General features: G+C 54.2%; 25 protein-coding genes. 19 read left to right on the plus strand and 6 right to left on the minus strand.

From position 1 onward, the window contains the following. Window positions 1–61 precede the first annotated feature (61 nt). From ACX1DY_RS05290 to ACX1DY_RS05320, 7 genes are all read left to right on the plus strand, one after another. Window positions 62–523 (plus strand): YtxH domain-containing protein, encoded by a 462-nt coding sequence (locus ACX1DY_RS05290; RefSeq protein WP_458963148.1) that lies wholly within the window; start codon window positions 62–64, stop codon window positions 521–523. 223 nt (window positions 524–746) lie between these two features. Further along, window positions 747–1,553 carry a glutamate racemase gene (gene racE, locus ACX1DY_RS05295; protein ID WP_458963149.1) on the plus strand — a complete coding sequence of 269 codons (807 nt, stop codon included), beginning with the start codon at window positions 747–749 and terminating at the stop codon, window positions 1,551–1,553. A 252-nt stretch (window positions 1,554–1,805) separates the two neighbouring features. Further along, the gene (locus tag ACX1DY_RS05300) at window positions 1,806–3,014 is read left to right on the plus strand and encodes a M14 family zinc carboxypeptidase (RefSeq protein WP_458963150.1); all 1,209 of its coding nucleotides are present in this window, start codon (window positions 1,806–1,808) and stop codon (window positions 3,012–3,014) included. Window positions 3,015–3,128: 114 nt separating this feature from the next. Further along, a complete protein-coding gene (locus ACX1DY_RS05305) occupies window positions 3,129–3,380 on the plus strand; it encodes a hypothetical protein (RefSeq protein WP_458963151.1) in 252 nt (83 codons plus the stop codon). A 125-nt stretch (window positions 3,381–3,505) separates the two neighbouring features. After that, entirely contained in the window at window positions 3,506–3,808 is a 303-nt protein-coding gene (locus ACX1DY_RS05310) for a HesB/IscA family protein (RefSeq protein WP_019911862.1), read from the plus strand. A 41-nt stretch (window positions 3,809–3,849) separates the two neighbouring features. Beyond that, window positions 3,850–4,089 (plus strand): YuzB family protein, encoded by a 240-nt coding sequence (locus tag ACX1DY_RS05315; protein ID WP_019911861.1) that lies wholly within the window; start codon window positions 3,850–3,852, stop codon window positions 4,087–4,089. A gap of 160 nt (window positions 4,090–4,249) precedes the next feature. After that, the gene (locus ACX1DY_RS05320; protein WP_458963152.1) at window positions 4,250–5,074 is read left to right on the plus strand and encodes an aldo/keto reductase; all 825 of its coding nucleotides are present in this window, start codon (window positions 4,250–4,252) and stop codon (window positions 5,072–5,074) included. An 86-nt stretch (window positions 5,075–5,160) separates the two neighbouring features. Here the strand turns inward: ACX1DY_RS05320 and ACX1DY_RS05325 are convergent, their stop codons facing one another. Continuing rightward, complete coding sequence (locus ACX1DY_RS05325; protein ID WP_458963153.1) at window positions 5,161–6,300, minus strand: THUMP domain-containing class I SAM-dependent RNA methyltransferase; 1,140 nt, start codon at window positions 6,298–6,300, stop codon at window positions 5,161–5,163. Between the two features lie 185 nt (window positions 6,301–6,485). Here ACX1DY_RS05325 and ACX1DY_RS05330 point away from each other — a divergent pair, with 185 nt between their 5' ends. Beyond that, a complete protein-coding gene (locus ACX1DY_RS05330) occupies window positions 6,486–7,115 on the plus strand; it encodes an O-methyltransferase (protein ID WP_458963154.1) in 630 nt (209 codons plus the stop codon). Between the two features lie 3 nt (window positions 7,116–7,118). On the opposite strand, the gene ACX1DY_RS05335 is transcribed toward ACX1DY_RS05330, so the two are convergent. Next, complete coding sequence (locus tag ACX1DY_RS05335; protein WP_458963155.1) at window positions 7,119–8,336, minus strand: MFS transporter; 1,218 nt, start codon at window positions 8,334–8,336, stop codon at window positions 7,119–7,121. Between the two features lie 228 nt (window positions 8,337–8,564). Here ACX1DY_RS05335 and hemE point away from each other — a divergent pair, with 228 nt between their 5' ends. From hemE to ACX1DY_RS05390, 11 genes are all read left to right on the plus strand, one after another. Beyond that, window positions 8,565–9,617, plus strand: a complete 1,053-nt coding sequence (gene hemE / locus ACX1DY_RS05340) for a uroporphyrinogen decarboxylase (RefSeq protein ID WP_458963156.1) — start codon at window positions 8,565–8,567, stop codon at window positions 9,615–9,617. A gap of 5 nt (window positions 9,618–9,622) precedes the next feature. Then, window positions 9,623–10,579 (plus strand): ferrochelatase, encoded by a 957-nt coding sequence (hemH, locus tag ACX1DY_RS05345; protein ID WP_458963157.1) that lies wholly within the window; start codon window positions 9,623–9,625, stop codon window positions 10,577–10,579. After that, window positions 10,576–12,054 (plus strand): protoporphyrinogen oxidase, encoded by a 1,479-nt coding sequence (hemG, locus tag ACX1DY_RS05350; RefSeq protein WP_458963158.1) that lies wholly within the window; start codon window positions 10,576–10,578, stop codon window positions 12,052–12,054. Before hemH ends, hemG begins: the two co-directional genes overlap by 4 nt. A gap of 477 nt (window positions 12,055–12,531) precedes the next feature. Beyond that, window positions 12,532–13,908 (plus strand): CapA family protein, encoded by a 1,377-nt coding sequence (locus tag ACX1DY_RS05355; RefSeq protein WP_458963159.1) that lies wholly within the window; start codon window positions 12,532–12,534, stop codon window positions 13,906–13,908. Window positions 13,909–13,921: 13 nt separating this feature from the next. Then, window positions 13,922–14,653, plus strand: a complete 732-nt coding sequence (locus ACX1DY_RS05360; RefSeq protein WP_458963427.1) for a glycerophosphodiester phosphodiesterase — start codon at window positions 13,922–13,924, stop codon at window positions 14,651–14,653. A 38-nt stretch (window positions 14,654–14,691) separates the two neighbouring features. Next, complete coding sequence (locus tag ACX1DY_RS05365; RefSeq protein WP_458963160.1) at window positions 14,692–15,315, plus strand: fumarylacetoacetate hydrolase family protein; 624 nt, start codon at window positions 14,692–14,694, stop codon at window positions 15,313–15,315. A gap of 23 nt (window positions 15,316–15,338) precedes the next feature. After that, window positions 15,339–16,139: a DUF92 domain-containing protein gene (locus ACX1DY_RS05370; RefSeq protein WP_458963428.1), complete on the plus strand. Its 801-nt coding sequence runs from the start codon at window positions 15,339–15,341 to the stop codon at window positions 16,137–16,139. A gap of 72 nt (window positions 16,140–16,211) precedes the next feature. Continuing rightward, a complete protein-coding gene (locus ACX1DY_RS05375; protein WP_458963161.1) occupies window positions 16,212–16,817 on the plus strand; it encodes a TetR/AcrR family transcriptional regulator in 606 nt (201 codons plus the stop codon). A gap of 48 nt (window positions 16,818–16,865) precedes the next feature. Continuing rightward, window positions 16,866–18,803, plus strand: a complete 1,938-nt coding sequence (locus ACX1DY_RS05380) for an ABC-F family ATP-binding cassette domain-containing protein (protein WP_458963162.1) — start codon at window positions 16,866–16,868, stop codon at window positions 18,801–18,803. After that, window positions 18,804–19,289 (plus strand): tetratricopeptide repeat protein, encoded by a 486-nt coding sequence (locus tag ACX1DY_RS05385; RefSeq protein ID WP_458963163.1) that lies wholly within the window; start codon window positions 18,804–18,806, stop codon window positions 19,287–19,289. A 180-nt stretch (window positions 19,290–19,469) separates the two neighbouring features. Beyond that, the gene (locus tag ACX1DY_RS05390) at window positions 19,470–19,949 is read left to right on the plus strand and encodes a DL-endopeptidase inhibitor IseA family protein (RefSeq protein WP_458963164.1); all 480 of its coding nucleotides are present in this window, start codon (window positions 19,470–19,472) and stop codon (window positions 19,947–19,949) included. A gap of 88 nt (window positions 19,950–20,037) precedes the next feature. Here ACX1DY_RS05390 and ACX1DY_RS05395 read toward each other — a convergent pair whose 3' ends face one another. The 4 genes from ACX1DY_RS05395 to pepF form a co-directional block, all read right to left on the minus strand. Beyond that, window positions 20,038–20,871 (minus strand): hypothetical protein, encoded by an 834-nt coding sequence (locus ACX1DY_RS05395; RefSeq protein WP_458963165.1) that lies wholly within the window; start codon window positions 20,869–20,871, stop codon window positions 20,038–20,040. Continuing rightward, entirely contained in the window at window positions 20,855–21,898 is a 1,044-nt protein-coding gene (locus ACX1DY_RS05400) for a M42 family metallopeptidase (RefSeq protein WP_458963166.1), read from the minus strand. The genes ACX1DY_RS05395 and ACX1DY_RS05400 overlap by 17 nt, the downstream gene beginning before the upstream one ends. 29 nt (window positions 21,899–21,927) lie before the next feature. Then, window positions 21,928–22,248, minus strand: coding sequence for a LapA family protein (locus tag ACX1DY_RS05405; protein WP_458963167.1), 321 nt, complete (start codon window positions 22,246–22,248; stop codon window positions 21,928–21,930). An 85-nt stretch (window positions 22,249–22,333) separates the two neighbouring features. Beyond that, window positions 22,334–24,124: an oligoendopeptidase F gene (gene pepF / locus ACX1DY_RS05410; protein ID WP_458963429.1), complete on the minus strand. Its 1,791-nt coding sequence runs from the start codon at window positions 24,122–24,124 to the stop codon at window positions 22,334–22,336. Between the last annotated feature and the right edge of the window lie 31 nt (window positions 24,125–24,155).

Here is a 24,155-nt window from a genome sequence, read left to right on the forward strand (position 1 = left end):
CAGAACTAGGCGATAGCCCGGGTGGCCGGGCAGAGATTCAATGAATCCAAAGGAGAGATGAATGATGAAAAAGGATACCAAAAGCCTGCTGTGGGGCGCACTGGTTGGCAGTGTGGTCGGTTCGGTGACAGCATTGCTGTTCGCCCCGAAGCCGGGTAAAGAGCTGCGCAAGGATATTGCGGAAGGTACTTCGGTTGCCGTTGATAAAGTGCAGGAAATTGCCAGCGCAACTGGCGAGAAGACCACGGAGCTGTATGGCAAAGCCAAAGACGCGGTGGGGTCAGTAGTTACCGAAGTTAAAGAATGGGGTAAGCACTACACTTCCTCCGATGAAATAGAACTGGTAACGGTTAGTGCAATTGCTGCTCCTGAAGCTGCGGAGTTGGATGAAGCCGGGGCGGAGGCCGAAGCTGATATTGTAGCTGAAGCTGAAGCGGATGCTGAAATCGGCACTGCAGCCGACGTGGAAGCCGTTTTGGAAGATGACACGCAGAATGACAAAGGCGGCAGCGGTATTCTGTAGGCTTACTGATGCTATTTTCCTAGAGCTATTTGCTCTTATAGGGTTTTCCGGCGAGAGCCGCTTTTCGCATTCTGGCGGGAGGCGGCTCTTGGCAGGAAAGAGCCCCGAAGCTTGAACTGTTGCGGCAAATGGAGTATTATCTGCAATTGGGGCTCAAATCCAGGTACATTTTGTTTTGGCCTTACATAAGCTACACAAAACAAGTAGAAGGAAGCGTGTGTTCGTGCAGCAAGCTATAGCGATACTAGACTCAGGTGTAGGGGGACTCACGGTTGTCAAGGAAGTAATGAGGCAGCTCCCTCGGGAAAAAATCATTTATTTCGGAGATACAGCAAGGGCACCGTACGGACCCCGTTCGACAGAGGAAGTGAAATTGTTCACCGAACAAATCGTGGACTATTTAATTCAATTTAATCCTAAAATGATCGTTATTGCCTGCAACACAGCAACAGCGGCCGCTCTCGATTATATTTCAGCCAAAGTATCCATTCCTGTCATTGGTGTGATTCATCCCGGAGCACGTGCGGCCATCAGTGCCACCAAAACCGGTCAGGTGGGAGTCATAGGCACGATAGGCACGATTAATAGCGGGGCTTATACCACTGCGCTCAAGCAGCTTTCCCCGTTTGTTCAGGTTGTCAGCCAGGCTTGTCCGGCGCTTGTTCCATATGTTGAGCAAGGCCTGTTCCGCACAGAAGAGAGCCACATCGCAGTAGCGGAGTCTTTGAACGGCATCAAATATGAGCCGATAGATACCTTGATCCTCGGCTGCACCCATTATCCTTTCCTGGTTGAGCCAATAGGGAAAGTGATGGGGCCTGGGGTCAAGCTGATCAGCTCAGCGGATGAAACTGCGCGGGAAATCAGCACAATTCTGTATGACAAAGGCAAGCTGGCGAGCGGAGATGAAAGTCCAATCCACCAATTTTTCTGCAGCGGAGATGCGGAGATGTTCCAGCGGATCGCCCGGGACTGGCTCGGAGAGCAGATCAAGCGTACGCCCGTAGTATGGCAGGTATCGTCATTGTAAAGCATGGCTATGGGTGAATTGAATAGGGACAAACCTCTAATTTCGGGAGATATTAGAACTGTAAAATAAGGCCGGGACAGCAATGCTCCGGTCTTTTAGTATTGTGCGGCAGCGGTCCGGCTCAATTCTTTCATGGTGGACAGAAGGGGCTGCATACAATAAGACCAGAGGGCTGTGTCCGGTTGTCTCCGCGGTAATGCCCGGCTGACGGCAGTGGATGACGGCGTACTTGAGGCCGAGAGGATGAGACATATGCAGCAATATATTGCCCGCAGGGGAGACACCGTCAGCCGGATTGCCGCAAAAGCCGGACTGACGCCGGAGCATGTTATTCAAGGAAACCCATGGGCGGGAAGGCAGCCTTACTTGTATCCGGGACAAATCCTGTTCCTGCCTTCCGCTCCACGCAAACGCTATGCTGTGCAGGAGGGTGACAATGCGGAGCTTGTTTCCGCCCTGTTTGGCGTGGATGTATGTGAGCTTGAGAGGCTAAATCCGGGCGTGACCTCGGCACACTGGTGCGCTCCCGGCAAAGTGCTGGTCATTCCTCCAGCCACCCCCCATTCAGTGGTGCACCTGCGCGGTGAATACGGGCCTAACGAGGTGGAGGAGGATATTGCAAAGTTAACCAGCCAATACCCCTTTATCCAAAAAGACAGCATCGGCACCAGTGTGCTGGGCAAGCCCCTTCATTTGCTGCGGATTGGCAATGGCCCCCGCCATCTTCATGTGAATGCTGCGCTGCATGCCAATGAATGGCTGACATCGCCTTGTCTGATGTCTTTTGTAGAGAAATATGCTGCGGCTTATGCCGAAGGCAAGGAGTGGAACGGTCACCATCCCGAAGAGTGGTATAGCGGCTGGACGTTATGGGCAGTGCCGATGGCCAACCCTGATGGGGTCGAACTGGTACAGGAAGGCGTGCTGTCCGGGCATCCCTGTTACGATGAGCTGATGAAATGGAACCACGGCCGGCGCAGCTTCCGGCACTGGAAGGCCAACATCCGGGGTGTGGATCTAGGGGACCAGTTCCCCGCCCACTGGGAAGAGGAACGGGCCCGGCGGGGTGTGGGGGAGCCTGGGCCGCGTGATTTCAGCGGGAGGGCGCCGCTCAGCGAGCCGGAAGCGGCAGCGCTTGTACGGCTGGCAGAAGAGGTTCCCGGCGATGCCGCCGTATCCCTGCATAGCCAGGGAGGCGAGATTTACTGGAATTATCGGGGTTATGAGCCGCCGGAGAGCAAGGCGCTTGCGGTCAGGCTGGCGGCGGCAAGCGGCTATCGGCCGGTGGAGCTGACCGGCAGCGACGCCGGTTACAAGGATTGGTTCATCCAGCGCTTCCGCAAGCCCGGCTTCACCGTGGAGCTGGGCAGCGGTAAGAATCCGCTGCCGCTGGCTGATTTTGAGGATGTGGCGCTGGATACCAGCCTTATTTTGGCGGCTATTCTTTCAAATTTCAAATGAAAATGAAACAATACCTGCAAATTTGCGTAATATAACAGCAAAGGGTATGGCCGCAGTTTTCTTTTAGAAGCTCTCAGCGGCTGTACCCTTTTCAAACTTTTGGGAGGGCCGTTAATGAAACTGAGAAAACTGCTGTCACTGAAGATGTGGTCCCGGCTTTTCCGCAATTCCTGGCAGTATGTCATATCGCCCGATGTTGCGCTAACGGACAAGCTGCTGTTCACAGTTCCGGTGCTGCTGTACTGGGTGCTGCCGGATTTTATGCCTTTTCTGCCGATTGACGATATTGGGGTAACAATGCTGCTGACGGGCTGGTTCGTATCACGGATGGACCGCAAATACCCGGCGCTGAGAGCCGGAAGATGAATATTTAGAGAATCTTTAGCGCGGCTGCAGCATCTATTTCACTAATATGGTTGCTTTTGCAGGCTCATTTCCTTAAAATGAATTATTGAGTATTTAAACTATAGATGCCTGGGAGATGGATAAGGATGAACGTCAAAATTACCCGCAATGCGGCTAAAGTGATAAAGAAAACAATGGAGCTTGAAGGCAACAGCGAGCTGAAGCTGCGCGTAGCCATTACGCATGCCCACGGCGATCATGCCCACTACGGCCTGGATTTGGACACGCCTAAAGAGAATGATGTGGTTGTTACGACAGACAAAGAGATTGATGTCATTCTTGACCCGAACCAGCCGCTGCTGGATGGTGTGAAGATTGATTACCTGTACTTCCCGGAAGAAGGCTTTGTTATCACTAATCCGTCAAAAGGAAATCATGGCGATCACTAAGCGTTCGCCTGATCTTTACGGACATAAAGAAGGGTTGCTTCATGGCTAACGATATACGGATTTGCGACGAATGTAATCATATCAAGATGAAAAGTATCCTGCCTAAGCTGCGCAAGATGGCGCCCGATGCCGAGATCAAGACCGGGTGCATCTCCTATTGCGGGCCTTGCGGCAAACGGCCGTTTGTGTATATAAATGGACGGTATGTCAGTGCTCCGACCGAGGATGAAGTGCTGGCGAAAGCTGAGGCTTTTGTCAAAAAGCCAGTCATCAAGGAATAATACTAACCTAGAGAAGTATCGCCTCCGCAATGGTTTGCGGGGGCTTTTTGCACGTTATAAGCCGTCTTCACTTGAGGGATGTCCGCATCTTCCAGCAACTACATGTTATAATGGAGCTGTTGTCGAAATTAGAGACCTACATAGGAGGTAGTGGAGCTAAATGAAGCATATTACCGATGGAACGATTTTGAATAACGGGATTGTCATGCCCCGTTTTGGACTGGGCACCTATAAAGCAGCAGGTGAAGAGGTCGCCAAAGCTGTAACTACTGCGCTCGAGCTGGGCTACCGCAGCATTGATACCGCAGCGCTTTATGGCAACGAAGAAGAGGTTGGGAGCTCGATAGCCGCCAGCGGCGTCGCACGGGACAGCCTGTTCGTAACGACCAAGGTATGGAATGCGGATCAGGGCTATGATCAGACGCTTAGAGCCTTCGATACCAGCTGCAAGAAGCTGGGCCTGGATATTATTGATCTGTACTTGATCCACTGGCCGGGCGTAGACAAATATAAAGATACCTGGCGTGCGCTGGAGCGGCTGTATACCGAAGGCCGAACCCGGGCTATCGGCGTCAGCAATTTTCAGATCCATCACCTGGAGGAATTACTTAAGGACAGTGAAATTGTACCTGCTGTGAATCAGGTAGAGCTGCATCCGCGGTTTATCCAGAAGGAGCTGCATGAGTACTGCGCCAGCCGCGGAATTCAGATTGAAGCCTGGGCTCCGCTGATGAAGGGCAGACTGCAGGATAACGAGCTGCTGCAGAGTATCGCTGGGAAGCACGGCAAGACGGTATCCCAGGTTATTTTACGATGGGGACTGCAGAATGACATCATAATTATTCCGAAATCGGTAACTGCATCGCGGATCAAGGAAAACAGTGAGATCTTCGATTTCGAGCTGTCGGCGGAGGAGCTTGCGGCGATAAGCGGACTCGATGCCGGGGAACGCGTTGGCTCCCACCCGGACAAGGTATTGTTCTAATTCATGCTCAAATTTCATTTACAAGCGTTATTTACAACAAATAGCCTTAAGCACTCACAGCAGCTGTGGGGCTTAAGGCTATTTGTTTATTGCGGATTGCGCGGAGGGAGCGGCCCGAGGTATTGATAATACTGGCACTCAATCCGTCCGTTGAACAGCTTGCGCCGTTTGTCCGCCTTGCGTCCGTAGAATTGCTCGAACTCCTTATACGGGCTGATGGCGAAAAAGGACCAGGTCGGCAGATATAGCATCATTTCGCCGAATTGGCGGGTGAGCTTCTCCACCTCTTTGTCGCTGCTGATCCGCTCCCCGTAGGGCGGATTCGTGATGATGCAGCCGTAATCGCCTTGCGGTCTGGCTTTGGCGGCAGCGATGGTCTGAAAGGTGATCTCACCGGAAAGTCCGGCGCTCTTCGCGTTGGCTTCAGCGATTTCAATCGCGGCAGGGTCGATGTCGCTGCCGGTAAGCTGCAGCGGGTAGTCGTCGCGCACGGCGTCGATGGCCTCCTCGCGGGCTTCTTCCCAGAGGCGCTTCGGGATTACGGGCCAATGCTCCGACGGGAACGAGCGCCGCAGGCCTGGCGCGATATTCCAGGCGATCATCGCCGCTTCAATAAGCAGCGTGCCGGAGCCGCAGCAAGGATCGTACAGCGGACGGTGGCCGTTCCAGCGGCTGAGCTGGATCAGCGCGGCGGCCATCGTTTCCTTCAGCGGCGCTTCCGTTGCCTGGCGGCGGTAACCGCGTTTGTGCAGCGCCGGGCCGGTAGTATCCAGTGTAATCAAGGCGATATCATTCAAAAGAATCACTTCCACAACATACCGGGGCCCGTTCTCCGGGAACCATTCGGTATGGTGCGAAAGCTTCAGCTTTTCAACAATGGCTTTCTTGACAATCCCCTGGCAGGCGGGTACGCTGGTAAGCTGGGATTTATGCGACCGTCCTTCCACCGGGAATTCTCCGTTCTCGGGAATCCAGTCCTGCCAGTCGATGGCTTTGACGCCCTCGAACAGCTCGTCGAAGGTTCTGGCCGGGAACTGGCCCATCTTCACCAATACACGGTCAGAGGTGCGCAGCCATAAATTGCAGCGGCAGATGTCGATGTAATCCCCGCTGAACAATACCCGGCCATTTTCGGTTGTAGTCTCATAACCCAGTTCATTTAATTCGCGTGCTACGACTGCCTCCAGCCCCATCGGGGCGGTGGCGATCAATTGTAATTTGCCCAAATGCTCTCAACTCCGTTTAACTTGTAGGTAAATATGAAAAGCCAGTACAATAAGTGAAGCAGTAATTCTAGTATGCCTAACTTGTATGGCTAACCTGAGCTCCGCTTTGACGGCGGCTTGTCTTTTCAAGTATAGGGGAATGCGGGACACAGCACAATGCCACTAATAATCAAAGGAGAATACCCATGCCTAATCAGGAAGAATACAGTGAGCAGCTTTACATAGAGGACGAGCTGCTTCTTAAGGTCAAACAAGCGATTATCGACAACCACATGCCGGAGGTTTCCATTGCACCGGGCTACGGGCGGCTGCTGACGATGCTGGTCAGAATGTCCCGCTCGGCTTCCATTCTGGAGATCGGGGCCCTTGGCGGGTACAGCGGCATTTGCCTGTGCCGCGGACTTGCGTCCGGCGGGCGGCTGACGTCGCTGGAGCTGAAGGCCGAATATGCGGAGCTTGCGCAGCGCCATCTGCAGCAGGCCGGCTTCGGCGAAGCTGTGGAATACAAGCTCGGCCCTGCGCTGGACAGCCTGAAGCTGCTGGAGGCGGAGGGCCGGAGGTTTGATTTCTTTTTTATCGACGCCGACAAGGAGAATTACCCGCATTATTTGGAATATGCGATCAGACTGGCTTCGCCGGGAGCGATTATCGCCGGGGATAACATTTTTCTGCGCGGACGGACACTCAACCTGGAGAAGAATGGGCCGGCCGTGCAAGCCATGCGGCGCTTCAATGAAATGATTGCCCATGATGAGCGGCTCATGACCACGCTGCTGCCCGCCTACGACGGTCTGGCATTGGCTATTGTAAAATAATTGCTAACGGAATAAACGCGGCGCATGCCCTTTATACAGCTTCAGCCGTACCCAGACCGTGTTGACCAGCAGGAAGCCGCCCGAAATCAGGAACAATCCTTCAATTCCGATGTATCCCGCTAAAAATCCGCCAATGACCGCTCCCAGCATGTTCCCGAGGGCCAGCATACTGCTGTTGAAGCCGAAAGCTCGGCTGTCTTTGCCTTCAGGGGTATAGGAGCGGATCAGGGCGTTGACGCTTGGCAGCAGACCTCCCATGAAGACCCCCATCAGAAAACGGACAACGATGAGCTGCCAGACACTCGTAACAAAGGCTTGGGGAATGATGAACACGGCAGCGCCGACCAGCGCGTAGGTCAAGATGCGGTGAGCGCCGACCTTGTCGCTAAGCTTGCCCAGCAGCGGAGAAGCCAGCATGTTGGAGATGCCGGTAACAGCGCTGACTACTCCGGCCCAGAAGGCGATGTCTGTCGCTGAGCCGTGCAGCTTTTCTACATACAGCGGAAGCAGAGTCATGGGGCTGATCATGGCAAACTGCAGGAGGAATGTTACCCCGAACAATGCCGGAAGCTGCGGGACCTTAGCCAGTTCCTTGAAGCCCTCCATTACGGAAACCTGCGGCGCCTTGGCGGCCTGGGTACGGTCGAACTTCTCCTTGACCAGGAACAGCGCCAGCAGGGAGGCTGCGAACAAGAGCGCACCCACGATATAAAAGATTGGGCGATACCCGATCCAGTCAGCCATCGCTCCGCCGATCAGCGGTCCAAGAATGGTTCCGGCGACTGAGCCGGACTGCATCAGCCCCATGGCAAAACCCATGCGCTCCTTTGGCGTATTGCCGGAGACGAGTGCGATGGAGGCCGGATTGAAGCCGGAGATCGTTCCGTTAAGCAGCCGGAGCAGCAGAAGCTGCATAGGCGTCTGTGCGAAGCCCATCATCACGATGACCAGCGCCATGCCGAAGCTGGAGCGAAGTAGCATAATTTTGCGCCCGTATTTGTCGGCCAGCTTGCCCCACAGCGGCTGAAACAGAAACGAGGTCAAAAAGTTTGCGGCAAAAATAAGTCCGGCCCATATCCCGAGCGAATTTCCTTGGACTCCCAGGTCTTTGGCCAGATATAAAGACAAGAATGGGGTAATCATAGTCATTCCGGCATTGACCAGAAACTGTCCGAACCAAAGCACAATGAGGTTGATTTTCCATGTCTCCCAATTCTTCAAAGTGCTTTCACTTCCTTTCAAGAAATTAAACGATCAAAAGTTCAAGAAAAAAGGCATTCTATCAGTATATCATATAATTTAGCTCACTCACTGCAACACTTGTCATAGTAATGTCATTGGATTGTCATTCCCTTGGCTTTCGCGGCGGTTGTTCCGAACTTTTAAAAAGAGCATAATAAGTGATAAGCGTTTACTTAATCAACTATCAAATCTAATGGAGATCTTATCATGACCTACAATGACACTTTTATCCGCGCATGCAAGAAGCAAGACACGGAGCATATTCCCGTATGGTACATGCGGCAAGCTGGTCGTTATGATCCCGAATACCGTAAAATCAAGGAAAATTACTCGCTGCTGGAGATCTGTGCGCAGCCGGAGCTTGCGGCAGAGGTTACTATGATGCCTGTCCGCAAGCTGGGGGTTGATGCAGCTATTCTGTACTCCGACATCATGAACCCGGTGGCTTCCCTTGGAGTGAAATTTGATATTGTCAAGAACATCGGTCCGGTTATCGAGAATCCGATCCGCACCGCAGCCGATGTGGACAGACTGAAGCCAATTGATGTTGAAGGCGACCTCGGCCACATTCTGAAGACGATTGCTATTCTCGACAAGGAGCTCGACGTGCCGCTGATTACTTTTGCCGGAGCGCCTTTTACGATTGCCAGCTATCTGATTGAAGGCCGGCCTTCGAAGAGCTATCACCGCACCAAGGAACTGATGTACAGCCAGCCCCAGGTCTGGCACAAGCTGATGGATAAGCTCGGTGATATGGTCATCGCCTATCTGCGCAGCCATGTCGTTAGCGGGGGCAAAGCCTTCCAGCTGTTCGATAGCTGGGTCGGTGCGCTTGCCCCCCGTGATTTCGAGCAATTTGTGCTGCCGACCATTTCCCGTATTTTTGCCGAGCTTTCGGATCTTAATGTGCCGAAGATTTATTTTCCCGGTGTAAGCTCTGGAGAGCTGCTGTCAAGCCTGACGAATCTTCAAGCTGATGTGATTGGCCTGGACTGGCGTGTGAGCCTCAGTGAAGGCAGACGCCGGACAGGCGGAGCTTTTGCCATTCAGGGCAACCTTGACCCTTATCTGCTGACTGCACCGATGGAGCTGCTGAAGGAACGGGCCAAAGAGCTGATTGATGAAGGCATTCAGGAGCCGGGCTACATATTTAATTTGGGGCATGGATTATTTCCTGAGGCTTCACTGGACACGCTAAGAGAGCTGACGGAGTATATACATGATTATTCGCGCGAAGCCCTTAAGAACAGAAAGGAATGAAAACCGTGAACACAAAAATTGGTGTACTCGTGATGTCGTACGGCACGCCTGAAAGTCTGGAGGGAGTGGAAGCCTACTACACCCATATCCGCCGCGGCAATCCGCCTTCCGCAGAGCAGCTTAAGGAGCTGAAGGACCGTTATGAGGCTATCGTCGGCGGTGTTTTTCCGCTGCGGGAGAACACGGACCGTCAAGTAGCGGCATTGCAGGCTGCGCTGAACAGCGGCCATAACGCAGAGGGTGTGGAATATGTCTGCTACCAGGGACTGAAGCACGCCCGCCCTTTTATTGAAGATGGTGTAGAGGCTATGCTGCAGGACGGCATTACCAAGGCTGTCGGCGTTGTGCTAGCCCCGCACTATTCCGTAATGAGTGTTGGCACCTATATCAAGCGTGCTCAGGAAAAAGCTGCAGCCAGCGGAGTTGAAATGACATTCGTGGAGAGCTACCACCTGCATCCAGAGCTGATTGATGTGCTCAGCCGCAGAGTGGCAGCGAAGCTGGACCTCTTTGAGGAAACGGGGGCGAAGCGCGAAGAGGTTCGGGTGCTGTTCAGTGCGCACAGCTTGCCTGAGCGGATTCTGTCCATGGGTGATCCGTACCGTGATCAGCTCCTGGCAACCTCTGAAGCCATTGCCAAGCAGGCGGGAGTAACCTCCTGGCAGTTCACCTGGCAGAGCGCGGGCCGGACAGCCGAGCCGTGGCTCGGTCCAGACATTCTTGAGACGCTCCGTGAGCTTAGTGAGTCACAGGTGAAATATGTCCTGGCAGCTCCAATCGGCTTCGTGTCAGACCATTTGGAGGTGCTGTACGACCTCGACATAGAAGCCCAGGCACTGGCCTCCGAGCTGGATCTGCGGCTGCTGCGGATTGATTCACTCAACAGCGATCCGGCATATATGTCGGTGCTCAGCGATGTGGTGCAAACTGCGGCAAAAGAGCTGAAGGTGAGCCAGTCATGACCGGTGCAGCCCGTAAGGTAGTGATAATCGGCGGTGGCCTCAGCGGCCTCAGCGCCGCTTTTTATGTCCGCAAATATTACCGGGAAGCCGGAATTCAGCCGGATATTGTCCTGGTTGAGAAGGACAAGTCACTTGGGGGCAAGATTGAGACGCTGCACCGTGAGGGCTTTGTGATCGAAAAGGGGCCGGACTCTTTTCTAGCCCGCAAAACAGCAATGAGCGACCTGGCCAAAGAGCTGGGGATTGACCATGAGCTAGTGACTACTAATCCGAATGCCAAGAAGACGTACATACTGCAGCGGGGCAAGCTGCATCCGATGCCGGCCGGTCTGGTGCTTGGTATTCCCACGGAGCTGAAGCCGTTTCTGAAGAGCGGCCTGGTTACATTCGGCGGCAAGCTGCGGGCAATGATGGATTTCGTGATTCCGCCGCGCCGCAGCTCCGAAGATGAATCGCTGGGTGAGCTGATCGAACGCCGCCTTGGTACCGAAGTGCTGGAGAATATGACGGAGCCGCTGCTGGCAGGCATTTATGCCGGCGACATGCGCAAGATCAGCCTTCAGGCCACTTTCCCGCAGTTCGGAGAGGTGGAGCGTAAATATGGAAGCCTGATCCGCGGTATGACTACAGGGCGCAAGCCGACTGAAACACACACCGGCACCAAAAAAAGCGCCTTTCTGACCTTCCGCAAAGGCTTGCAGAGTCTCGTGCAGGCTCTGATCCACGAGTTACATGATGTGGAGCAGCGGACCGGAACGGGTGTGAAGTCGTTGCATCTGCTGAGCGGTGCCGGAGCTGGCACATCGGCTTCGGCGGGCGGTACCTCCCCGCGCTATGAAGTGGAGCTGGATGACGGGGAACGGCTGCAGGCGGATGATGTGTACGTCACCGTACAGAATTTTGCCGCTGCCGGGCTGCTTCGTCCCCATGTGGATGTGTCGGCGCTGGACGCTGTGAACTATGTATCGGTGGCCAATGTGGTTATGGCCTTTGCCAAGAAGGACATTGTTACGGAATATGATGGTTCAGGTTTCCTGGTCCCGCGAAAAGAAGGCCGAAATATTACGGCATGTACCTGGACGTCTACCAAGTGGCTGCATACAAGCCCCGACGACAGGGTGCTGCTGCGCTGTTATGTCGGGCGTTCGGGGGATGAACAGAATGTCGGGCTCCCTGATGAGGCACTGGCGGGTCTGGTGCGCAAGGACCTGAAGGAGATTATGGGCATCAACGCTGACCCGTTGTTTACGGAGATTACCCGGCTGAAGCATTCCATGCCGCAGTATCCGGTAGGGCATCCGGCTGGTATTGCCGGACTGCGCAGCGAACTTGCCCGCAAGCTGCCGGGGGTGTACGCCTTCGGGGCCGGCTACGACGGAGTCGGCATGCCGGACTGCATCAAGCACGCCAAGCTGACGGCGGAGAGCGCAGCAGGCAGCCTCAGGCAGCAGAAGCCAGCGGCAGCACTGAAATAGAATTAACGGTGAAGCGGAGCAGGGTGCGCTTCATCGTTTTTTATTTAAATCTAAGGATTTATATGTTTCACGCCGCCATAAATCATCCTTCTATTTCTCGCTGAAACGGATACCGTCTTTTAAGGACGGCTTAGCCGTTTCCACTTGGCAACAACGGCAGAAATGCCGTTATGTAAGCTCGACTGGTTGATTGGTTCAGCAACAACGGCAGAAATGCCGTTATTGGAGCCCGACCGGTAAATTTGTTCAGCAACAACGGCAAAAATGCCGTTATTGAAGCCCGACCGGTAAATTTGTTCAGCAACAACGGCAGAAATGTCGTTATTGGAGCTCGAACCGGTAAATTTCTCCTTTCAAGCTCACCTCCAGTGAAAGTGTTCTGACTGATGTGCCGCTGATAACTGTCTATTTGGAGGAGGGAGTCCGACTTATGCTATAATAGAAACAATTTACGGGTAAAGGAGATTTGCGTGTACCATGTATCCGCCGCGATCACGTACCAGACAAAAGCAGAAGCGCAGAAGCAGACAAAGGCGCAGAACGGCTTGGATATGGTTGAATGTAAGTCTGCTATTATTGATTTCTGCTATGCTAGTCTATTATTTTATCGGCGATAACGGTAGAAGCGGCGAACTGCAGCCGCCAGCCGCCGAAGCGGTGAGCTCGCCTTCACCGGATAACGGGGCGGCTGGGCCAGAGGTCGCCACCGCTCAGCCTGAAGCTTCGGCAACCCCAACGCCGGAGTCTTCGCCAGAGCAAACACCAGAGCTCTCGCCATCCCCGGGGCCGGATAGCGTTTCAGAGACGCCGGAGGCCAGCAGCGTCCCTACGGATGATGCAGCCGCGAGCGGGGAGACAGATGCTAGTGGTATTGTTTCCGGATTGCCGAAGGACGCCGCAGGGAAGACGGTTAAGCTTAATTTTGCCGGAGATGTTATCTTTTCAGGTAAGGTTGGAGAACTGCTGGAGAAGAAAGGCTACGATTATTCTTACGCCGCTCTGGACGGGCTGTTCAAGCGGGATGATCTGACTATTCTCAATTTGGAGACTCCGATTACCACCGGCGGTGTTGGCGCCGCAGACAAGCAGTTTGTGTTCAAGGGAGCGCCGAAGGCGCTGGATTCATTGAAGGCAGCGGGCGTAGACGCGGTCAATCTGGCTAACAATCATACCCTTGACCAAGGGGAAGAGGGGCTGCTGGATACTCTTAGCCATCTGAGGAGCCGGAGCATTCCCTATGTAGGGGGCGGGGCGAATGCCACAGAAGCATACACTGCCAAGTATTTTGAACGCCAGGGTATCCGAATCGCCTTGCTCGGCTTCACGCGTGTGATGCCCCGCAGTGACTGGATGGCCGGAACGAACAAACCGGGGGTTGCCTCGGTTTATGACAGTGCAGAGGCATTAAAGGCCATCGCCGCAGCCAAGAAACAAGCCGACCTGGTGGTCGTAGTGGTGCATTGGGGCAAAGAGCGCATGGAGCAGTATGATAAGACCCAACAGGCGCTGGGCCACAGCTTTATTGATGCGGGAGCGGATCTGGTTATGGGCGGACATCCGCATGTGCTGCAGGGAATTGAGCCTTACAAGGGCAAGTGGATCGCTTATAGCACAGGGAATTTTATTTTTACGCGTTCCTCTGTTAAATCTACCTGGGAAACTGCTATATTTCAGGCAGAATGCAACATTACAGGCCAGTGCTCGCTGAAGCTGAATCCGATGGATGCCGAGCTGGGCCAGCCGGTGCCGATGAACGAGGTGGACGGACAGCTTTTGCTGCATAAGGTTGAAGCTCTGTCCTCGGGTCTGGTGAAGATCGGCAATGATGGCAGTGTTGTTCAAGCCGGTAAATAGAGGTGCTCTTATGATGAAAAATATGTGCGTTGCCCATCGCGGATTTTCCGGTAAAGCCCCGGAGAATACGCTCGCTGCGGTCCGCATGGCGATGGCTCTGCCGTTTGTCCGCTGGATAGAGATTGATGTGCAGCTTTCGAAGGACGGCGTGCCTGTAGTGATCCATGATTTTACGCTGGACCGGACGACCAACGGGCACGGCAAGGTGAAGGATATGGATTACGAGCATATCCGGCGCCTCGATGCGGGAAGCTGGAAAGGGCGCGCTTTTCGCGGAGAACGTGTTCCTTCGCTGGAAGAGGTGCTTGCGCTGGCCTCCGGCAGGCTGCACCTGAACATTGAACTGAAGACCAGCGGAGAGATGTATCCCGGCCTGGAGAAGGCGGTCATTGATCTTGTCAATTCGCTGGGCATGCGCGATAAGGTGGTGCTGACCTCATTCGATGCCGGAGCGCTGCAGCGGAGCAAAGAACTGGACTCCCGTTTTCAGACCGGACTGATCTACGACTCAAGAGGCGGTGATCCTGCGGGGAAGCTGCAGGAGCTTGGCTGCTCTATGTTGTCTATCAGCTTCGACCGGCTGGATTCGGCTCTGGCGAACCTGCTTGTCGGGCGGGAGATAAAAATTATGGCCTGGACGGTGAACAAAGCCAAGGATATGCGCCGTTTGGCCGAGATGTCTTCGGAAATAATGATTTGTACGAACCGTCCGGATATATGGGGCGATACGTTTCTGGAAGTCTAAATGAACTCTAAATCGACGGGAAAGAGAGCTGAAGAACAATGTGTGCTGATGTTAACAATATCTACTGCGTTGGACGCAACTATAGACAACATGCGGAGGAGCTGGGCAATAAGGTGCCGGTGGAGCCGCTGATCTTTCTGAAGCCATCCCATGCGGCAGTTCCCCTCGATAAGGCGGTCATTCAGCTCCCCAAGGATGCCGGGCTTATTCATTATGAAGGTGAGATTGTTCTGCGGATTGCGCGGGACTATGTGCCTGGAATGAGCGTGCAGGAGCTTGTGGACGTGATGGCACTCGGCCTCGATTTCACCCTTCGTGATGTGCATAATGATCTGCAGAAGAAAGGCCTGCCGTGGACGCCTGCAAAAGGGTTCAAGAACGCTGCCCCGCTGACTCCATACATTGCATTTCCCGAAACGGAAGAGCTGGAAGCTACAGATTTCACTGTGCGCAAGAACGGCGTGGAGGTGCAGCGCGGGAATGTGAAGAACATGATTTTTTCGCTGCAAAAAATTGTGGATTTCATTGCCTCCCGCTATGGACTCGGCAAAGATGATATCATTTATACCGGTACTCCTGCCGGAGTAGGTCCTGTTGTATCTGGTGATTCGTTTGAACTCTACTGGGGCGATACCCTGCTGGGTACTTGCCTGATCGGTTAGCGATGCCGGCGGTAATTGAAGTGCTGCGATGGGGGATCGGCTTCTGCGGCGCTCTGCTGGTAGCTGGGGCTGCTTACTATAAGCAGTCGCTCAGCTTCTCCGGCATGCTGGCGGCGATCGCGATGGGAACGATTTATTTCGGAGCAGGGAATGCCTTCTGGTTCGGTGTTCTGCTGCTGTTCTTCATCTCCTCCAGCCTGCTCTCGAAGCTTCACCATGAGAACAAGGCGGAGCTGGAAGCCACCTATGACAAAACAGGACGCCGGGACGCAGGCCAGGTCTTCGCTAACGGCGGCCTGGGCATGCTGCTGGTACTGCTGAACGCTATTTATCCCCTGGAGATATGGGGGTATTTGTTCATCGGCGTCATGGCTACCGTAACCTCAGATACGTGGGCAACGGAAATTGGCACGCTCGCCAAGAAGCCGCCCCGGTCCGTGCTAACGGGGCGGATATTACCGCCCGGCACCTCCGGCGGCGTTTCGCTGCCGGGAACCCTGGCCGCCGCTTGCGGCGGCGCCCTGATCGGCGCTGCCTCCTGGCTGCTGCGGGCAGCCTCAGGCATGCCGGACCATCCCTTCCTGCTGCTCACGCTGGCAGGACTCCTGGGCGGTCTCGCCGGCGCCTTCGCCGACTCAATCCTGGGCGCAACGGTACAGCGGATGAACCGCTGCACCGTGTGCGGCCGCGAGGTGGAGGCCTCGCGGCATTGCGGGCAGCCTACCGTGTACGCCCGGGGCTGGCGCTGGATGGACAATGACGCGGTGAACGCGGCCAGTTCAATCCTCGGCGGCGTTGTAGCCCTGCTGATCGGCAGTATTTGACGGCATCAGCCGCCAGGTTGTTTATGCATGCCGTTGTAAGATTAGACACACAATCTTTGAGGAGGTGAACCGGTGAGCGGTGCATCCATTCACAAGTATACAGCGATACTGGATGCCGCTTATGAGCTCTTCGGTTCAGGAGGCTTCTACGAAACGAAGATGTCCCAAGTGGCGGAACGTGCGGGTATTGCCAAGGGCACGATATATTTATATTTCAAGAATAAAGAAGACTTGTTCATGGCGGTCACACGCCGCGACTGTGAAGGCTTCCTTCAGCAGCTTGAGGGCAAGCTGCTCGCTTGCGGCAGCCTGACAGAGAAGCTGTCGGTGATTGCGGAGCATCATCTTTTCTATTATTATGAGCGCAAGCAGCATACGAAGCTTTTTTTTCGGGCGCCTAACAACAACCCGGAGCTGGTGGCCTACATGGCGTTGTTTATGGAAGAGTACATGCAGGCCGTGGTGAAAGTGCTGCTGGAAGGCGGGGCATCCGAGCCGGAGCTAATGGCGCAGTCGTACATTGGCATGCTGGACCGGCTCAAGATGGATATTTTGTTCGACCTCTCCTTTACGGAGGAGGATGCACACAAACGGGTGAAATTTGCAGCCGGCCTTTTTATCCGGGGGGCAATCGGCAGCCTGAACATGGTACTGGGAGATCAACCGGAGGAATCGTAAGCTGAAGTAGAATCCGGTTTCAAAATATAAGGCAAGCGAGGACAGAGCATGAATATTATGACCGTGGAACATCTTTCCAAAAGCTATGGGGAGAAAATATTGTTCCGTGATGCGTCGTTTGGCATGGATGACCGGGACAAGATCGGTGTCATCGGCGTGAACGGCACGGGTAAATCAACCTTTCTGAAGATTATCGCCGGGCTGGATTCTCCGGATGACGGGCAAATCGCCATCGGAAATGCGGTACGGGTGCAGTATCTGGCGCAGAATCCGCCGTATGAGCCGGATAATACCGTGCTGCAGCAGGTCTTCGCCGGAGACGAGCCAGAGCTTGCGACAATGCGGGAATACATGGAAACGATGTCTCTTCTGGAAAAAAGCCCAGGCAGCCCCGAGCTGGAGAGCAGGCTGGTGCGGATAGGGCAAGCCATCGACGCGGCAGGCACGTGGCAACTGGAGAGTGAAGCCAAAACGGTGCTGACGAAGCTCGGGATCACCCGGTTCGATGCACGGATGGAGACACTCTCAGGGGGCCAACGCAAGCGTGTGGCGTTAGCGGCGGCGCTGATCACACCGTCTGAGCTGCTTATTCTGGATGAGCCGACCAACCATATTGATACGGATTCCGTAGCCTGGCTAGAGCAATATTTGCAGAAACGGCGCGGCGCGCTGCTGATGGTAACGCATGACCGCTACTTCCTGGAACGGGTAGCCAGTGTCATGCTGGAGCTAGATGGCGGACAGTTGTACCGCTATGAAGCGAACTACTCGCGGTTTCTGGAGCTGAAGGCCGAACGCGAGGAACGTGAGGCTTCGGTGGAGCAGAAACGCAAAAATCTGCTGCGCACCGAGCTGGCCTGGATTCGGCGCGGGGCCAAAGCCCGCTCCACGAAGCAGAAGGCGAGAATCGACCGCTTTGAGAAGCTGAAGGAGAGCCAGGGACCTGCTTCGGCAAGCCAGCTGGATATTTCCGTGGCTTCAACACGTCTTGGCCGGAAAATCATCGAGCTCAAGGATCTGACCAAGGTGCTTGGCGGCCGGACGCTGATCAAGGATCTGACCTATATCGCTGTTCCGCAGGACCGGGTAGGGATTGTCGGTCCGAACGGGAGCGGCAAATCTACGCTGCTGAATCTGATTGCCGGCAAGCTTCAGCCGGATAGCGGTGAGGTTCAGCTTGGCGCTACCGTTAAGCTGGGGTACTTCACACAGGAGCACCAGGAGATGGATGATACCCAGCGGGTCATTGAGTACATTAAGGAGGAGGCAGAGATTATCCGCACAGCCGATGGCAGCGTCATTACAGCGGGCCAGATGCTGGAGCGGTTCCTGTTTCCGCCGGTGATGCAATGGACTCCAATCGCCAAGCTCTCGGGTGGCGAGAAAAGACGCTTGTATTTGCTGCGGGTGCTGATGGGTGCGCCCAATGTGCTGCTGTTGGATGAGCCGACCAACGATCTGGACATCAGCACGCTTGCCGTGCTGGAAGATTATCTTGAGGAGTTTCCCGGTGTTGTCTTCACCGTATCCCATGACCGGTTTTTCCTGGACCGGACCGTGGATAAGCTGATTGCTTTTGAGAATGGAAGCATCCGGCTCCATGTCGGCGACTACAGTGAATATGAGGAGTGGCTGGCCAAGAATGTTCCGGCCCGTGGCGGCGAAGCCGCCAAGGATGAGGGAACCGGCAAACGCGGCTCAACGCCAGAGCAGGGACAAAGTGCTGCGCCCGCACCTCCGTCCAGAGAGAAGCTGAAGTTCACCTTCAAGGAACAGCGGGAATTTGAGAGCATTGACGAGCAAATCGAACTGGCTGAGCAGCATCTTGCGGACATCAGCACACAGATGGAGGCGGCCTTTGCTGACTCCGTTAAGCTGCAGGAGCTGGTAGAACAGCAGCGGCAGGGAGAAGCGGAGCTGGAGCGCCTGATGGAGCGCTGGACGTATCTTAATGAGCTTGCAGAGAAGATTGCGGGGAAGGCTTAGATGGTTCATTCAATCGAAACTGCCGTCGCCCTGCGCAGTGCCGGTCAAGCCGAGGAAGCGAGAAGTCTGCTGCTTCGGCTTCTGGCAGAGGATGAAGGCAATGCGGAGCTGCATTATCAGCTTGCCTGGACCCATGATGTGCTGGGCCTGGAACGGGAGGCTGTTCCATATTATGAGCGCTCCCTGTCGCTTGGCCTGCCCCCGGAAGAGCGGATGGGTGCGCTGCTCGGACTTGGCAGTACCTACAGAACGCTGGGGGAATACGCTCAGTCAAGGAAGGTGCTGGAGCAGGGCATCGGCGAATTTCCGCAGAATAAGGAATTTGCTGTGTTCCTTGCCATGACACTGCATAACCTAGGCGAACACAGCGAAGCGATGAAGCTGCTGTTGACGCTGCTCGCAGAGACCTCCTCTGACGAAGGCATCGCCAGCTACCGAAAAGCTATTCTGTTCTACTCGGATAAGCTGGAGCAGGTGTGGAAGTAAATTACTCTCTTATTTGGTCATAACGGCTGTGCCATCCCTTAAAGGACGGCACAGCCGTTTTATGTTCTTGGTTCCCTTTCTACTGTTCCCTTTGCAACCCTACAATGAGTGTCTCCTCGTGGACTAGTACACAAGCGCATTACCAAGCTTGTAATACTATATTGCGAGGAGGAGATATTAATGGTGAGAGCAACCCAAACGGACAGTGAACTGAAAGCCTTCATTACCGCTGCGGAGAGGGTTTGGTTCGATGTGTATGATTCTGCTGATGAGAACAGGGTTATCACAGTGGACGGGGTAGAGTATAAGCGGCTGCCGCTGAAATTCAGCACAAGGGCCAAGGTGATCGCTTACTTCCGGAAATACTGGGGAATCGCGATGAGTGGCAGAATGTTCTGCAATCTGCAGACCGTTTCGAGGAACAATAGGCTTTACGTTATTGTAGGTGATACTGGCGTTATTCCCTTTGTTCCCTTGCGCATCAGAGTAACAGAGCGAAATGCTACGCGAATTAGGTTGACAGCCGTTCTCTCGGTGGATGGAATAGAGGAAGAAGACTCGGAGAGTGTCCACTATCTTATTGCCAAGTCGGGAACGACACTGCGGATTCTGAACAGGGATAAAAAAAATACCGATCCCCGGTATCAGACATGCGGCTAAGCGCATCTGTTGACCCCTTTTAATATTAGAAAAAGGGTACGGATTTCAGCGCAAGATCACTGAATCCGTACCCCATATAACCTACATCCTACGGCTGCTCCGCTCCCGCCACGGCAATCATCTGCACGACCGGGCGTGAATCGCCGGTCAGCACAGCCTCGTCGGCGTTCATCTGTGAGGAGCCGTCGCCGTCGAGAAAAATGCCTTCCCGCCCCTCGCCGGGGACGGTCTCCAGAACGGCTGTACGGAATTCCTCTGCCGTACAGCGCGCCTGCGTGACGATCAGCCACAGCTTCCCGTCCTGGGCGTAGACCAGCCCTGAGCGCATCCGCTGCTCGTCCGCAAAGGGAAGCTGCTCTGCGGCTGCAGCCGTCTGCCACAGCTCCTCGTGCTGCAGATTCATGCTGATACCGCCCTGCGCCCAGTAATGCCCGCGGTCACTGACCTCCAGCTCGTCTCCAGAGGAGACAACCTGTACCGATAATGTGCCGCTGGCTCCATCCCAAACGAGCGTTCCACGCGGATATTTAGCGTTGAACCAGCCAGAGCCATAAGCCCTTGGCGCTCCGTTCACCGGGCGGTCATTCATAATTGCCACCGACAGGAGGTCGCTGCCGTAGAAGAAGCCGCCGTTAATCCCGTATGCGGCAATAGGGCGCAGTGGCGTGCCGGCTTTGCGCAGCACGATGTCTTCCGGCGCGACCAGCATCATATGTAGCTTTGCCTTACTTGAGCTGTCCGCTTGCAAGTAGCTGTATTTGTGAGGCAGGCCGTCAAAGGCCTCTTTCTTATGCGAATGAGCCAGCATCACCACAGCTATGGTGATGGCTATCCCTAGCAGAACGGCTGCGGCAATCAGGTATGGCTTGCGCAGCCATTCCCGCCACTTTTTGCCGAAGCTGGCTTCAGTTCCCGCCCACATATGCGGCGAGCAGCTTCGCCGTGTTCAGCACGGCTTGCTTGTGGGTGCGCTCCATGGAGTGGGAGGCATGTACGCCCGGGCCGATCAGCGCGGCACGGATATTGTTCCCGCCCCGCAGCGCTGCGGAGGCATCGGAGCCATATTGCGGATAAATATCCACCGCAAAAGGAATCGCCAGCTTGTTCGCCAGCTCAATCAGTCGTCCCGTCATGGCGTAATCATATGGGCCGGAGGAATCCTTGGCGCAGATGGAGACATCGGTCTCCTTGCAGCTCAGATCATCGCCCATAGCGCCCATGTCGACGGCGATCATCTCACTGATCTCGCCAGGAATCCAGGCTGCGCCGTGACCTACTTCTTCATAATTGGAGATCAGCAGGGAGAGATTGTACAGCGGTTTCCAGCCTTCGCGCTTCATGCTTTCCAGCAGGCCGAGCAATGCGGCAACACTGGCCTTATCGTCGAGATGGCGCGACTTGATATAGCCGCTTGACGTAATCACTGCACGCGCATCGAAGGAGATGAAATCGCCGACAGAGATGCCGAGCTTCAGCACATCATCCTTGGTCGAGACCAGCTCGTCGATGCGGACCTCCATATTTTCCTCTGCCCGCTTGAAGTCCCGCGCATCCGCGTACACATGGACTGAAGGGTGGCTCGTCAGAATAGTGCCCGTGTAGGTTAAGCCAGAGCGGGTATGAATGACACAATACTCATTTTCGATGCTGTTCATCGCAAAGCCGCCGACTGAGGTCAGGCGCAGTGTACCGTTTGGCTTAATCGAACGCACCATGGCTCCGAGCGTATCCACATGGGCGCTGATGCCGATGGTTCGTGAAGGATCGAGGCCCGGAACGGTGAGGATAACCCCGCCCTTTTCGTTCCAGCTGAGTGGCACGTTCAGTGCCGCCGCCTCCTCAGCGACCAGACTCATGACTTGTGCTGTAAAGCCGCTGGGGCTGGGGGTATCGAGCAGTTTTTTTAGTATGGATAGAATGTACTCTTCATTAGGTTGAATGGTAAGCAAGGTATAGTCCTCCTGTTCTTTGTATACTCTTAGAGCTCAGGCAAGTTGTTTGAGGTAAGATTGTCCTTAAGGTTCGGCATGACATCCAAAGAATTACCCGCGTCACGGAGCTTGTTCAGCTCTGCCGTAAGCACTTTGATTTGCTTCTGCAGCTTGTATTGGCGGAAAATTCCGTAGGACCCGACAATAACACCGCCGATTAGCGCACAGCCGAGTATAACCAGAATCAGCGGAAGGCTGACTTGATCAAAATAAAAGTTAACCTGAACCGGATCTACATTGATAACTGCAAAAACGGCTGTCAGCAGGGCGAAGATCAGACCTAATATTAGTGACCATTGCAATTTCAAATAACTTCCTCCTCTGAACGTGGTGGCACTAGAAATCCCCTGCCCGCACCGGGCAGGGGACTACGGTAATACTATGCTTTATGCCTTATTTGGTCAACTGTTCCATCTGCTCAATCACGCTCTCAAACACACTCATAGCTTCACGAATCGGCTCAGGAGAGGACATGTCGACTCCCGCCTTGGATAGAATGTTGATCGAATAGTCGCTGCCGCCGCTTTTCAGGAAGCCGAGGTAACGGTCCACCGCCGGTTTGCCTTCCTCCAGAATCTGCTTGGCGAAGCTGGTTGCCGCCGAGAAGCCGGTAGCATATTTATAGACATAGAAGCTGTTGTAGAAATGCGGAATCCGCGCCCACTCCATCTCGATATCCTTATCCACAACCATATTCTTGCCATAATACTTGACGTTAAGGTCATAGTAGATGGACGAGAGATCCTGCGGAGTCAGCGATTCGCCGTCTTCGGCACGCTGGTGGATGATCTTCTCAAATTCGGCGAACATCGTTTGCCGGAACACGGTGGTACGGAATTGGTCGGCGTAATACGTGAGCAGATACATTTTTTCCTTCGGATCAGTTGACTTGTTCAGCAGATAATCCATCAGCAGCGCTTCGTTGGTCGTGGAAGCCACCTCTGCAAGGAAAATCGTGTACTGCGCATCCCGGTATTTCAACGCATTGTCAGAATAGTAGGAATGCAGGGCATGGCCCATTTCATGTGCCAGGGTGAACATGCTGTTCAGATTATCGTTGTGGTTGAGCAGCACATAAGGGTGAGTGCCGTAGGCTCCCCAGCTATAGGCGCCCGTGCGTTTGTTCTCATTTTCATAAATATCAATCCAGCCGTTGTCATAGCCCTCTTGAAGCACACCCAGATAATCTTCGCCGAGCGGCTTCAGACCTTCTTTGGTAATCTTCTTGGCTTCTTCAAAGGTAATGTCCAGCTTATATTCATCCACCAGCGGTGCGAACAGGTCATACATATGTAGCTCGTCGACGCCCAGCAGCTTCTGGCGCAGCTTCATGTAACGGTGCATCAGCGGCAGGCTCTCATGAATGGTGTCGATCAGGTTCGTGTACACTTCCTTAGGAATGTTGTCGCCATAGAGCGACATTTCCAGAACGGAAGGATATTTGCGCACACGCGAGTAAAATACATTCTTATTCACATTGGCGCTCAGTGTGGCGGCAATTGTGTTTTTTTGCTTGGCGTAAGTTTCATAGACCGCCTTAAAAGCATTCTTGCGAACCTCACGGTCCGGGCTCTCCAGGAACTGAATGTAGCTGCCGTGCGTCAGCTCCACTTCCTTGCCTTCCTCGTTCTTGATCTTAGGGAACTTCAGATCCGCATTGTTCAGCATGCCAAAGATCGTCTGCGGCGCTTGAGAGATATTGCCGACCTGTGCGAGCAGGGCTTCTTCCACTTTGGAGAGGACATGCGCTTTCTCACGCTTCATTTCCGTTAAGGTGAAGGTATAGTCCTTCAGGCCGGGATCAGCAATGAACTGGTCGAGCTTCTCATTGGGCAGAGCCAGAATTTCCGGTGTGACAAAAGAAAGGGCTTCCCCGGCTTCAACGCCAAGCTTTTTCGCTTTAGAGGAGAGGGCTTGGTAGACTGGTGCAGCCGTATCCTCATCCTGGCGCATATGCGCGTAAACATAGAGGCGTTCGGTCAGCAGGGACAGCTTATCATCCAGCTCAAAGCACTTCTTAAGCGCTTCAGGGGAGTCCAGCTTGCCCTGGAAGTCAGCGGCGCTCTTGATGAGCTCCTTTGCTTCCTTATATTCTGCATCCCATTGATCTTGTGAGGCAAACATGTCTTCAAGCTTCCAGCGGTTTTCGGCGGGCACTTCACTTCTTTTCAATAACTGTTCCATAGAAATCCTCCTCGGATGATGGGATGTAGTA

This window comes from Paenibacillus sp. BAC0078 (genome assembly GCF_054483875.1).